This window comes from Rhodoferax sp. LS1R11 (assembly GCF_056521395.1).
This window is the reverse complement of the sequence record NZ_JBWMAW010000011.1, coordinates 1-13,588: the sequence shown is the minus strand read 5'-3', so window position 1 is coordinate 13,588 and position 13,588 is coordinate 1. Positions and strand designations below refer to the sequence as shown.

Below are 13,588 nucleotides of genomic sequence, written 5' to 3'. Positions count from 1 at the left end.
CGGCGTCAGGGCACCGGCGTCAGCTTGGCCACGCTCAGCGCCAGCCATTTGACACCGTGGCGCGGGAAGCTGATCTGCGCCCGGGCGTCGTCGCCCACCCCTTCAAGCGAAATCACCGAACCCTCGCCAAACTTGGCGTGAAACACCTTCATACCCGCGCGCAGACCGTGGGACGGCGCGGCTTTCTGCACCGGTACGGGCGCGGCGGTGTATTTGGAGAAATCAGTGCCAAATTGGCCTCTAGCCCCCGTGTAGCCTGCGGAAGCAGCTCCTGAATTAGGAGCAAAACCAGAACTGAAGCCCTGGTTCTTCGGCGTGATCCACTTCAGCGCAGCCTCGGGCAGCTCTTCAAAAAAGCGGCTTTTCAGGTTGTAGCGGGTCTGCCCATGCAGCATGCGGGTTTGGGAGTGGCTCAGGTACAGGCGCTTGCGCGCGCGGGTGATGGCCACGTACATCAGGCGGCGTTCTTCTTCCAGGCCGTCGCGATCGCTCATGGAGTTTTCGTGCGGAAAAAGGCCCTCTTCCATGCCGGTGATGAACACACAGTCAAACTCCAGGCCCTTGCTGGAATGCACGGTCATGAGCTGAATGGCGTCTTGCCCGGCCTGGGCCTGGTTGTCGCCCGCCTCTAGCGCGGCGTGAGACAAAAATGCGGCTAGCGGCGAGAGCGTTTCGCCCGTCTCGGCATCGGGCGCAGGCTCGTCCAGCAGGGCTTGGTTCAGGTCCAGCCCCTGCGATGCGGGCGACTGGGTCAGGGCGAGGCCCTGCTCGTCCACCGGCTGCGCAGAGAGGTCACGGCCAAAGTTCTCCAGCGACACAAAACTCTGTGCGGCGTTGACCAGTTCTTCCAGATTTTCTACCCGGTCAGCGCCTTCGCGGTCAGCCGTGTAGTGGGCAATCAAGCCGCTGTGGGCCAGCATCTGCTCCACGGTTTCGCTGAGTTTCATGCCCATTGTCTGCTCGCGCAACACATCGATGCCCGCCAGGAACGAACCAATTTTGGTGCCCGCCTTGCCACCCAGACCACTCACCGCGTCGCTCAAGGCACAGCCCGCGGCGCGCGCCACGTCCTGCAACTGCTCGATGCTGCGCATGCCGATGCCGCGCGGCGGAAAATTCACCGCCCGCAGAAAGCTGGTGTCATCGCGCGGATTTTCGAGCAGGCGCAGGTAAGCCAGCGCATTCTTGATTTCAGCCCGCTCGAAAAAGCGCAGTCCGCCGTACACCTTGTAGGGCAACCCCGCATTGAACAGCGCGGTCTCGATCACCCGGCTTTGTGCATTGCTGCGGTACAAGACCGCAATTTCCTTGCGCGCCACGTCTTCGCGCACCAGCTGCTTCATCTCGTCAATCATCCACTGCGCTTCGGCAAAGTCGCTGGTGGCCTCGAACACACGCACCGGTTCGCCGGGGCCCTGGGTGGTGCGCAGGTTTTTGCCCAGGCGCTTGCTGTTGTGGCTGATCAGCTCGTTGGCCGAATCCAGGATGTTGCTGCCGCTGCGGTAGTTTTCTTCCAGCTTGATCTGGTGGCGCACCTTGAACTCGCGCACAAAGTCGGCCATGTTGCCCACGCGCGCACCGCGAAAGGCGTAAATACTCTGGTCATCGTCGCCCACGGCCAGCACACAACCGCTGGGGTTGAAGCTGGAGGCGTCGTCCACCGAGCCGTGGGCGCCGGTGCCCGCCAGCATCTTGATCCACGCGTACTGCAGCTTGTTGGTGTCCTGAAACTCGTCGATCAGGATGTGCCGGAAACGCCGCTGGTAGTGCTCACGAATCGGGTCGTTGTCGCGCAGCACTTCAAAGCTGCGCAGCATCAGCTCGCCAAAATCCACCACGCCCTCGCGCTGGCATTGCTCTTCATACCACTGATAGATCTCGACCTTCTTGCGGGTTTCGTCATCACGAATCTCCACCATGTTGGCGCGCAAGCCATCTTCCTTGCAGCTGCCAATGAACCATTGCATCTGCTTGGCCGGAAAACGCTCGTCATCTACATTGAACTGTTTGTACAGGCGCTTGATGCTGGAGAGCTGGTCTTGTGTGTCCAGAATCTGGAAGCTCTGCGGCAGGTTGGCCATCTTGAAGTGGGCACGCAAAAACCGGTTGCACAGCCCATGAAACGTGCCGATCCACATGCCATGCACGTTCACCGGCAGCATGCTGGAGAGCCGCGTCATCATCTCCTTGGCCGCCTTGTTGGTGAAGGTCACTGCCATGATGCCGCCAGGCGACACCTGCCCGCTTTGCAGCAGCCACGCAATGCGGGTGGTCAGCACACGGGTTTTCCCCGAGCCGGCACCTGCCAAAATCAAGGCATGTTCGGCTGGCAGCGTCACCGCAGCCCGCTGCTCCGGGTTGAGGTTATGCAAAAGTGGGGACTCCGCCCCGCCCGTTTGTGTATTTTCTGAGAACATCCAAGCATTGTAGAAAGCCCCGGATGAGAAAAATTTTGTTATTGATCGGCCTGACCATGGGTTTGGCACACAGCGCATCGGCCCAGTCTTTTTGCGCTAGTGATGGTCAAGCGACCCCCCTGACCCTGAATGAACGCTTCATCAGCGCCGACTGTGAGACCTGCTGGAGCAGCCCGACAACCGCCAAGCCAGCTCCCGGTGCGCTCACCCTGGACTGGATCGTGCCCAGTGCCCGGGGGGACGATGCCCCCCTGTCGGCAGCCGCCACCCCCGACGCCGTGATGCGGCTCGCCACACTGGGACGCGCCGTGCCAACCAGCGCTGATACGGTTGGTAAACCCATTAAAGGAGGCCCCGGCGGCACCCTGCGCGTCGCCCATGGCGTGGCGTTGGGCGGCTATATCGGCGCCTCCATTGAATTCAAGTCAAGCCTTGCGCCAGCCGATATGGAAAGCATCAACGCCTGGCTGGTTCTGGTGGAAACCATTGCGGCCGGTACCGACGGCACCCTGGTGGAGAGAAATTTGATAAGAAACGTGCTCCAGCCCCCGTGGAATCTTCGTAACCAGCTATCAAAAAAGGAGCAACCAATTTATCGTGAAACCCGTCCCCTGAGCATCCCGCCCGGCACGACGCCTGCGCGTCTGCGGGTGGTGGGTTGGGTCGAGGACGCGCAGGGGCAGGTGCTGAGCGCGGCCCAATCCATCTGCGTGGCGTCCGAATGAAACAAACGCTGAGCGTCACGCCGCTGCAACGAGCGGCTTTGGTCCTGGTGATCGGACTGGCGCTGACCACCTGGGGCGTTTTGACCGTGTGGGGCGCCATTCAATCCGACGTTCAGCAGCAATTCAACCGGCAGTTTGACCAGCTTGAAAGAGACCTTAAAACCCAGTTTGAGCGGCACCTCTCCGTTCTCAAAGGCGGCCAGGGTTTGTACGCCGCCAGCCAAAGTGTGGAGCGGGCCGAGTTTCGGGCTTTTGTCGGCAGCCAAAACATGGCGCTCGAGTTTCCGGGCGTTCGAGGGTTCGGATTTATCCAAAAGGTCAACCGCGCAAATCTGGACGCTTTTGTCAGCGCCGTACGGGCTGACGAGGCCGCCGACTATGCCGTCAACACCCGTGGCGATGCCGCTGATCTGTACCTCATCAAATTCATCGAGCCCCTGGTCAACAACCGGGCAGAGTGGGGCCTGGATTTAGGGTCAGAGACTGTGCGGCACGAGGCGGTCGAACGGACCATCCAAACGGGCGAACCCACCCTGACCGGGGTGATCACACTGTTACAGGACAGCCAGAAACGCCCGGGCTTTCTCTACCTTCTGCCGGTCTACAAAAAAGGGACTGCGCCAGCCAGCGCCGCAGAACGAAATGCGGCCTTGCTCGGTTTTTTATATTCCCCCATCGTGTGGGAGGAACTGGTGAGCGCCACGGCGGCCACGGCCCAGGGCCTGATTGATTTTGAGATTTTCGACGGTCCGAATGTGTCAGACAGCCCCCGGCTTTACGACACACGTCAAACTGTGACGACAACGTCCGCCCCGGCCAGCGCCCGGGACGACATGAATCGTCTTTTAAACAAGGCACAGCCGATCATGATTGGTGGCCGGATCTTGACCATACGCGCTGTCAGCACGCCGAGCCTGGAAGCCTTTGCCAATTGGACCACCCCGCTGCTGCTGGGCGCCGGGGGCGCCATTTTGAGTTTTTTTCTGGCACTCACCGTCTGGTTGCTGGGCGCCGGCCGAAACCGTGCCGAGGCGCTGGCAAGGACCATGACCGCCGACCTCGACCGCTTGGCGAAGGTCGCCCGACACACCTCCAACTCGGTGTTTATCACCGACAAGGACTTCAAAATCATCTGGGTCAATGAAGCCTTTATTGCGCTGACAGGTTATTCCCTGGAAGCCGCAGCAGGAAAAACGCCCGGCGAACTGCTCAACACCGGGGAGACCGACCTCACCGCGGTCAACCACCTCAACACGACGCTGGTTCAGGGGCAGAGTGTGCGCACTGAAATCCAGAACATCTCCCGCGCCGGAAACCCGGTCTGGATTTCCGGCGAAATGCAACCGCTGATGGATGCAGACGGCCAGTTCGCAGGCTACGTGTCGATTGAAACGGACATCACGGAACGCCGCCAACTGGAAGACGAACTCCAACGGAAAAATGAGGTCCTGAAAAACATTCTGGCCAACATTCCGGTCGGCTTGAGCGTGATGGACAGCAACCTCAATGTGGTGGTGGAGAACCCACTGTTTCGCAGCCTGCTGGAGTTTCCGGATTCGCTGTTTGCCAAACCCGTGACGACTTTTGAAGACATCATCCGGTTCAACGCACTGCGCGGGGAGTATGGCGACGGCGACCCCGAGACCCTCATCGCAGCCATCGTGACACGGGCCAAACGGGCCGAGCACCACAAGTTTGAGCGCCAGCGTGCCAATGGCGCCACGCTGGAGGTGCGCGGCGCGCCCATGCCCGATGGCGGTTTTGTCACCACCTACGCTGACATCACCGAGCTCAAGACCGCGACCCGCGTGGCCGAAGAAGCATCGCGCGCCAAAAGCCAGTTTCTGGCGAACATGAGCCATGAAATCCGCACGCCCATGAACGCCATTCTGGGCATGCTGCAGCTGCTGCAAAACACCACCTTGAGCCCGCGCCAGCTGGACTATGCCAGCAAGGCCGAGGGGGCAGCCCAATCGCTGCTGGGGCTGCTCAATGATATTCTGGATTTTTCCAAGGTGGAGGCTGGCAAGATGACGCTGGACGTGCACCCGTTCCAGATCGAACAAATCATGAATAACCTCTCGGTCATTTTGTCCGCCAGCATCGGCAACAAACCGGTGGATGTGCTGTTTGATGTGGACCCGCTGATACCCGCCACACTGTCTGGTGACGCCATGCGCTTGCAGCAGGTGCTGATCAACCTCGGTGGCAACGCGCTCAAGTTCACCGAAAAAGGCGAAGTGATTGTTCAGGTTCGCCTGCTCGAACAACAGGACCGCAAGGTGCTCTTGCAGGTCAGTGTTCGCGACACAGGCATTGGCATATCCACCGAGAACCAGGTCCATATTTTTGACGGCTTCTCGCAGGCCGAAGCCTCCACCACCCGGCGCTTTGGCGGCACAGGCCTGGGGCTGGCCATCTGCAAACGACTGGTGAATCTGATGGGCGGGCAGTTGATGCTGGAGAGTACACCGGGCGAGGGGAGCAACTTCCATTTCACCCTTCCCATGCTGTCCACCAAGGATCGGGGGGCATCTCTCACCCCCCCAGAGAAGATGATCTGCGACGTGTTACTGGTGGACGCCAGCCCGACAGCCTGCGATGTGATGGTGCGGATGATGCAGTCTTTGGGCATGCGCACGGACGTAGCTTCCAATGGAGACGACGCCCTCGCGTTGATCGAATCCCGCTTGGCCACAGGCGCTCCACCCTACCGGGCTGTCTTTGTGGACTGCAAAATGCCACAGATGGAAGGCTGGCAAACCGCCCAGCGCATTCGCCAGCGGCTCGACGGTGTACCGCTACCGATCCTGCTGATGGTCACAGCCCATGGACATGACCTGCTCGCCAGACGCAAACAACCCGGCACCTCACCCCCAGCCGGTTATCTGGTGAAGCCCGTCACGGCATCCATGATGCTCAACGCCGTGAACCGCGCTCTCCCCCAACCGGGTATGACGGTGCCCGCCCCCACAGCGCCGGGCGCCCGACGGCTGGTGGGCATGCGCCTGCTGCTGGTGGAAGACAACTTGATCAACCAGCAAGTGGCACAGGAGCTGCTGACGGCCGAGGGCGCGAGCGTAACCATTGCGGATAACGGCCAGTTGGGCGTGGACGCCGTCGCTGCCGCCAACCCACCTTTTTCAGCCGTGCTGATGGATCTGCAAATGCCGGTGATGGACGGCCTCACGGCCACCCGTGTCATCCGCACGGAGTTGGGCGAAACCAGCCTGCCCATCATCGCCATGACAGCCAATGCCATGCAAACGGATCGCGAAGCCTGCCTGGCGGCAGGGATGAATGGCCATGTGGGCAAACCCTTCAACCTGACCCATCTGGTGGCCACCTTGCGGGAACACACAGCCTGGGACAAGCTGACGACGCCAGCCACGACAAGCACCCTGTCGGCGGCTCTCTTGCCAGTGTCTACCACGGTGACGAAGGACATTGACGCGCAGAGTGCCCTGCTGCGACTGGGGGGCAACCAGGCACTTTATGTGAAGCTGTTGAAGACGTTTCTGTCCGAGACAGCAGAGACCTCACAACAACTCGCTGACCTGATGCAGGAGAAGCGGCTGGACGAAGCCCGGCGCCTGCTGCACACCCTCAAAGGCACGTCTGCCACCCTGGGGTTGCAGAAGATGGCATCGGTTGCAGCCCAAGCCGAGGCGGCGATGCACCCGGCAGGCACACCAGTCCATAGCGCCCCCATGCTGGCTACCATGGCGGCAGCGCTGTCGCAGGCACGTATCGCGACGGAAAAACAGATTGGTCTCCTCGAACCAGATACCGATACCACCTTCCCACCTGAACGAATGATGGCCATGGACAAACGTGACAGTCAGTCCAGCAACCACCGTTTGAAGGACCAGCTGCACCTGTTGGTCACCTTACTGAACAGCTCAGACATGAACGCCGTTTTGGTTCATGCCGAGCTGAGGCAGACCCACGGTACGGGTATCCAGACCATTGCCAACGGGCTGGAGACCGCCATGGCTGCGCTTGATTTTGCGCAGGCTCGCCGTCTGTGCATGACCTTGATCGACGGCCTGCCGGAATAAGTCGATAGAATCAATCACCGGGCCCAAGCAATTGCGGCCCGGTTTTTTGTTTCTGCCACTGCTGACAAAAACAAAACCCGGGCCCAGTCCAAGCGCTCTTCTATCAACTTTATTGACCAGGAGACCGGACCATGGAAATTTTTGACTACGACAACATTTTGTTGCTGCCCCGCAAATGCCGCGTGGAAAGCCGTTCAGAGTGCGACGCCAGTGTTGAGCTGGGCGCACGCCGCTTTCGCATCCCGGTGGTACCGGCCAACATGAAAACGGTGGTGAGTGAGGCCACCTGCGTCTGGCTGGCGCAGAACGGCTACTTCTACGTGATGCACCGCTTCGATCTGGACAACGTGCAGTTCGTCAAGGACATGGCTACCCAGGGTCTTTTTGCCTCGATTTCACTGGGTGTCAAACAGCCCGACTACGACACCGTGAACCAACTCGTGTCCCTGGGCCTGACCCCCGACTATGTGACGATCGACATTGCCCATGGGCACGCCGACAGTGTCAAGAACATGATCGGCTATCTGAAGGAAAAAATGCCTTCGACCTTCATCATCGCGGGCAACGTGGCGACGCCTGAAGCCGTGATTGACCTGGAGAACTGGGGCGCTGACGCCACCAAAGTCGGCATCGGCCCCGGCAAAGTCTGCATCACCAAACTCAAGACCGGTTTTGGCACCGGGGGCTGGCAACTCAGTGCGGTGAAATGGTGTGCCCGCGTGGCAACCAAGCCCATCATTGCGGATGGCGGTATTCGCGAGCATGGCGACATTGCCAAATCCATCCGCTTTGGCGCCACGATGGTGATGATTGGCTCCATGCTGGCCGGACACGAAGAAAGCCCGGGCCAAACCGTTGAAGTCGACGGCAAGCTGTACAAGGAATACTACGGCTCGGCCAGCGACTTCAACAAGGGCGAGTACAAGCACGTGGAGGGAAAGCGCATTCTGGAACCCATCAAAGGCAAGCTGGCCGAAACCCTGGTGGAGATGGAGCAGGACGTGCAAAGCTCCATCAGCTATTCAGGCGGCAAGAAGCTGATGGACATCCGCAAGGTGAACTACGTCACACTGGGTGGTGACAACGCGGGTGAACACCTGCTGATGTAAAGGCGGTCTGTCCGACAATCGAAATTCGCTTCACTGTTGCGAAATTTCGGCAGATTGGCGCCGTCAAACAGAGGAAATCCCTGATAAGATCGTGACCCTCAGCAAGCTTGAGATTCTCTGAAAAGCACATATCTGCATCTGCAGATTTTGTGTTTTCAGGCAAGCTTATTTCTCTGAGTCACACCAGGTTTTCAAAGTGGGTCCTTAGCTCAGTTGGTAGAGCAGCGGACTTTTAATCCGTTTGTCGTGGGTTCGACCCCCGCAGGACCCACCACTTATTAAAAAGTTTAGATTTTTCCTCGATAGCTCAGTTGGTAGAGCGCCGGACTGTTAATCCGTAGGTCCCTGGTTCGAGCCCAGGTCGAGGAGCCAAAAACACCAATGAAATCAAGCCCTTACGCCAAAAGCGTTGGGGCTTTTTTCTTTGTGGCTCGCCGTTGCTACTGCGTTGCTACCATCTGCAATGATATGGAGTGATCTAGCTGCACAAGGAGCCCTCTTGAAAAACTCATTCTTGGAAGAACTTCATACGCTGGCCAAAGACGTTGAAGTTAGGCTGGATTGGGAAAATCCTCAGCCTTACCCTGATGCGCAAAGCATCGACAGCGCAATGTGGGCGTGGGAATTTTTGCGACGAAACCGTCATTACGTCCGTGACTTCAATTCCTTCGTCAAGAAAAAAGACCAAGAGGTACATGACAAGCTGGCCGTCGCTTGGGGCATATCGAGACTCGCTAACCCCGGTCACGCCTACTCAAAACTACGCGAAGAAGACGTAAGTATCAAAAGTGCCTTCGTCTTTGACGGAAGCGAGCCTTACATCGTATTTCCGTATTTTCAAGAAGGCGAACTTTTCGAGGAGAGTCGCCCTAATTTCCGGGGTATTCATAGCGTGAGTGAGCACACCATACTGCTTGCCCCTAACCAGATTGCTGTGATCCTCAACCTAGACGGAAGCATTGCGGGCCAAATCGAGTCGCTGAAGACACAACTCAAGCAGCCGAAAAGGTCCGGCCAATCAAGTCGGGACACACGTTGCTATCTCTATGAGGTTGAAGCTCCAGGAAATCAGCCATTGGGAGATAGTGAGATTCATCTAGTTGGGTTTGAACACGAATATCCAACGGTACGAGTGCATCTGTCGCATCTTTGGCTTGCGCTGCGCTGTGTAGACGCGATGGGGGTATTCCAACCAACCAGCGCGGCAGTCAAATCAGAGCATTTTGTCGATCAATTGGTTGCAAAATTCAATGCTGAACTTGCAACTGGTGAAATTGCCGCTTCACCAATGAAAACATATCCTGACGAAAACTGGCGCAGGCAAGAAATAGTGGACGCACTGCGATATGGGTTGCGCTATGCCCTCTCCATGAGGCACATCACCGTCGCGTCAACTGATCTTGAGAGTCAGGCAAAAAAATTGCGTTCAATCAAAAAGAAGTCATCCAAATAGGCGTTCCACCAGTCCGGCGGGGCGTACATTTGGTCGGTGCCACGAGAAATAACTTTCTGACTTATTCTGCTAGTTCACATCATCCGACTAGGGCAGAATTCACCCTGTACCAACAAAAGCCCCGCTTTGGGATGCGCGAAAGCACATCGCCAATTCAAACGCGGTACACGTCTCGGCGCTTAACGGCGCTATGAGACTAAAGGGTCAAACCTAAGTCGCTTTGCATCGGCATCGCGCAGAACAACGTATTTCGCGTTGCAACCTTCACTGCTTGTTGCATCCACTTACGACACACGCCTGCGGCTCTCGACCTTAGCTTAATTGAAAAGTTTTGGCGACGTTTTACGTCGCCAAGGAGTAGCTATGTCTTTAAAAAATATGCCGTCCCCAGTGGCACCACCGCGCCTACTTGACAGCGTTCTTGCATCCAAATTACTAGATATGGATGCTGGCACCCTTGCGCAATGGCGCTATCTCGGGCGCTTCACCGATGAACTCCCTTGGATCAAGATCGGTCGCAATGTCCGCTACCGCGAGGCTGACGTACTCGCATTCATCAGCAACAACCAAACTTCCTGCACCGGAATAGGAAACCAAAAATGAACACCACATCAATTCAAACAGGTCTCACTACTTCCATCGACCAGATTGAGGTAATGGTGATTTCATCACCGCAAGACTTGAAGCGCCTCGATCTCAGCGCCATAAAAACGGACAACTCACTATCGCTGCACAAGTCGTTGAAGACGCGGGTCGCCCATGACAGCATCATTGCGCTTATCACGGTCATCGACCTCGATCATGTTTACATGTCAGATGAGGCCGCTGCCGCTCTAACCCGTAGCTACTTGACCCCCGCATTCTTGATTGACAAGTTTGGCAGTCACTACAAGAAAAACATCGTTGCCGTCGCTACCAGTGGAAAGCTCAAGGGCATGAAGTACATCAACTCTGAGGCCAATGAGTATGCACATGCAAGCGACGATGGCATAGATATTGTGGTGGCTGGAAAGTGCGTTGAACTGGAGGGGAAGAAAACACGCCAGATTCACATCACATGTCGCCCCCAAAAGCTCGTGGTAGTGCCTGAATCCGTTGGTCAGTAGCCGTGACCGCAATTTGTAAATAAGCCGTGTATCAACCAAAAGAGCGTGGTGTTTTCGGATGCCACGCCTTTCAAGGAATTTCAATGAACATTAAACGCAAAGCTACCGAAAAAGGACGCATGTCTCGCGCTCCAAAGGAGCGAGTGGTGCCACCGGTTTTCGATGTCAAGGCGGCGCACTTTCAGCCCAGTGAAAACATGGAACTGATCCCAGCAAACGAACTGGTCACTTTGTCCGTTCCTCCGCGCAAAAAACATTGGGCAGACTTTATTAAATCCAACCAAACTGGGATGATTTTTGGAGAACGAGGTCGTGGCAAGACTTGGTTTGCCATGGGCATCGCACTATCAATGAGTTGCCGTGTCGAGTTCTTGGGGCATAAACCATATAAGGCACGTCGCGTCAACTACTTGGATGGCGAGATGGACCTCGTCACTTTTCAGCAACGTATGCGTCAAATTTGCAAAAGTTTGGGAGTGAAGCCCCCCGCAAACCTAAAGGTGTTCACCCCCGAAGCTTTCACCGACTTGTTGCCGTCGATAAATACGCTGGACGGACAAAAGGTCATCGACAAAATGATCGGAACAGCTTGGGACATTCTGATTGTTGACAACTATTCGGCATGGAGCAGCGACGGGCGGGAAACAGCCGAAGCATGGGCACCCTTCATGCGCTGGATGCTTGGTCACAAACGCGCTGGCCGTACTGTCATTGTCATTCACCATTCCGGCAAGGCAGGCAAACAACGTGGAAGCAGCAAACATGAGGATGCTCTTGACTGGTCAATCAACCTGATGTCGGACAAGCAATCCCCACAGGATGGCGCACTCCGCTTTAGTCTCGTTTGGGAAAAATCGCGTCACCTTGCAAGCGACCAAATTGCACCTATCGCCGTCACCATGCAACGTGGCGAAAACGGTGCTTTGGTGTGGGATTACCAGCACGGCGCGCACAAAGACCCCAAGATCGTCAAAGCAGAAAAGTTAAAAGCTGAAGGTGCAACCAACACTGAAATAGCCCAAACGCTCGATGTTGACCGCACAACCGTGGGCCGCTGGCTAAAAGCCGCCTGATGCAGCCGTGCAAACACTAGCACACGCGCCGATGCACGCACTCGCAGCCATAAGCACGCTGACGGTCATGCGCGGTGCCGTGTGCGAAGTAGAGCTATGGCTATTACTCTCATATTAACTATAGGCATAGATAAGCCATGATTGACCATTTCGACATAACCATAGATGGAGACGACTTTCCGGTTCTTGGCAAAGAGTTCACTACCAAGCAGCCCAGTGGAGTGGAATCAAAGTCGTTTACTGAGGTCAAAGTTAGCGTCACCAGCGATGCCCCATCATTTCGAGCACGAGTTGAGACCAAGCAAAAACGGATGCGATTCAAGGGATCACCAGCCCAGTTTCTGCAAGGTCACAACGGCATGGGCAGCAACGATTTCCGACCGCTGGTTAAGGCAAGCGTTTTGCTGGTTTTTGAGACATTGGGAATGAAATGCCCGACCTCAGTTTTGGAAGCAATTTCCACGGGGGAATACGACGTTCACGAGGTACACGTTGCGGAGCAATATCGCATGCCTCACCAGCTAGTAGGGTCACTATGTGACAACATTCGACGGTACGGTAATTCTTCCCTGCAAGCGGTGCCCATCGAGCAGGGAATTGGTGTTCGCTTGTGGCCGAATTCTCATTACACCAAAGTGCTGCTATACGATAAGCATCACTACTTTTTGGATGACCTTGAGAAGCACAAAATCAAGCTCTTGGGCAATATGCCGATGGACTTTGGGCGCTTTGGTACAAGCCTTGAATTTGGGCGAATGATGGATGAAGTGCTGGCGCAGGGTATCCGCATCGAAACGCGCTCGAAGCTGGCGTTGAACAGCAAGTTAAATCCGCTCAATAGGGGCGTGCATTGGACACTGCAAACGGCACGCGAACTGCATCGCAAAGTGGTGGAAGACATCCCGCTTTCTGACCTTCCTCCAATTCATGTCCAGGAACAGCTTTTGGCAACTGCAAATGCTGGCCACAAGATGTTGATTGCGCTGTGGCTTACGGGGCGGGACATGCGTCAGTTCTTCAATAGCGATGCCACCTACTACCGACGGCGCACAGAAATGATTAAGCGGTACGGTTTCGATATGTCCATACCCCCTATGCCTGAGTGTGGAATTCGCTGGGCAGACGTGATTGAACCCAGCTCAATTATTGAAGTACCAGAGTGGGCAAAAGCGAGCGGCTTTGTGTATGAGTCGGAACGGTGGGGTGGGTGGAAGAATCCAACTCAAAATCACCGTGCTTGGTTGCGGCCTGAGCCTGAAATCCGCTTCGGCAAGGCGAGAAAAGCAACCGCTCAATCTAGCCGAATGGCCGCGTAAACATGTTGCCGCGCACTGTAACAAGTGCGGCGGCATGGTTCACATTTTTCCGACTATTTCGACAAGTGGTTCCAGTCCTTGGCAAGCTCGTAAACGTCCGGCATCCAGCTTTCAACGTTGGAGAAAGTAATGACCATCCGATTGTTGTTCGGGTCTGTATTCCAGCCAATGCGTTGACCACCCCAGCCAGAAGCCCACGCCGTATTTGGTACTAAGGCAATGCTGATTAAGGTCCACGCCACCCGAGGGTGAAACGTTACATGTCAATGAAACAACAAACCTTGGCGATGGCCGCCGATCAAGGCTCAGGATACGAGCAGTACCGCAA

General features: G+C 56.4%; 9 protein-coding genes and 2 tRNA genes. 10 read left to right on the top strand and 1 reads right to left on the bottom strand.

From position 1 onward, the window contains the following. Window positions 1–5: 5 nt before the first annotated feature. On the bottom strand, window positions 6–2,417 hold the full coding sequence (locus AC097N_RS13695; RefSeq protein WP_479581753.1) for a UvrD-helicase domain-containing protein: 2,412 nt from the start codon (window positions 2,415–2,417) through the stop codon (window positions 6–8). 23 nt (window positions 2,418–2,440) lie between these two features. Between AC097N_RS13695 and AC097N_RS13690 the strand changes: the two genes are divergently transcribed. The 10 genes from AC097N_RS13690 to AC097N_RS13645 all read left to right on the top strand — a co-directional run bounded on the left by AC097N_RS13690 (window position 2,441) and on the right by AC097N_RS13645 (window position 13,260). Continuing rightward, window positions 2,441–3,142 (top strand): hypothetical protein, encoded by a 702-nt coding sequence (locus AC097N_RS13690; RefSeq protein WP_479581752.1) that lies wholly within the window; start codon window positions 2,441–2,443, stop codon window positions 3,140–3,142. After that, on the top strand, window positions 3,139–7,203 hold the full coding sequence (locus tag AC097N_RS13685) for a CHASE domain-containing protein (protein ID WP_479581749.1): 4,065 nt from the start codon (window positions 3,139–3,141) through the stop codon (window positions 7,201–7,203). The genes AC097N_RS13690 and AC097N_RS13685 overlap by 4 nt, the downstream gene beginning before the upstream one ends. 131 nt (window positions 7,204–7,334) lie before the next feature. Beyond that, window positions 7,335–8,312, top strand: a complete 978-nt coding sequence (locus AC097N_RS13680) for a GMP reductase (protein WP_479581747.1) — start codon at window positions 7,335–7,337, stop codon at window positions 8,310–8,312. Between the two features lie 198 nt (window positions 8,313–8,510). Continuing rightward, a tRNA-Lys gene (locus AC097N_RS13675) sits at window positions 8,511–8,586 on the top strand. Window positions 8,587–8,608: 22 nt separating this feature from the next. Further along, a tRNA-Asn gene (locus AC097N_RS13670) sits at window positions 8,609–8,684 on the top strand. A gap of 127 nt (window positions 8,685–8,811) precedes the next feature. Next, window positions 8,812–9,765, top strand: coding sequence for a transcriptional regulator domain-containing protein (locus AC097N_RS13665; RefSeq protein ID WP_479581745.1), 954 nt, complete (start codon window positions 8,812–8,814; stop codon window positions 9,763–9,765). Between the two features lie 363 nt (window positions 9,766–10,128). Then, window positions 10,129–10,368, top strand: coding sequence for a helix-turn-helix domain-containing protein (locus tag AC097N_RS13660; protein WP_479581743.1), 240 nt, complete (start codon window positions 10,129–10,131; stop codon window positions 10,366–10,368). After that, on the top strand, window positions 10,365–10,871 hold the full coding sequence (locus AC097N_RS13655) for a hypothetical protein (RefSeq protein WP_479581741.1): 507 nt from the start codon (window positions 10,365–10,367) through the stop codon (window positions 10,869–10,871). Before AC097N_RS13660 ends, AC097N_RS13655 begins: the two co-directional genes overlap by 4 nt. 83 nt (window positions 10,872–10,954) lie before the next feature. Further along, window positions 10,955–11,944, top strand: coding sequence for an AAA family ATPase (locus AC097N_RS13650; protein ID WP_479581739.1), 990 nt, complete (start codon window positions 10,955–10,957; stop codon window positions 11,942–11,944). A gap of 137 nt (window positions 11,945–12,081) precedes the next feature. Further along, entirely contained in the window at window positions 12,082–13,260 is a 1,179-nt protein-coding gene (locus AC097N_RS13645; RefSeq protein ID WP_479581737.1) for a phage/plasmid replication domain-containing protein, read from the top strand. Window positions 13,261–13,588: the final 328 nt, after the last annotated feature.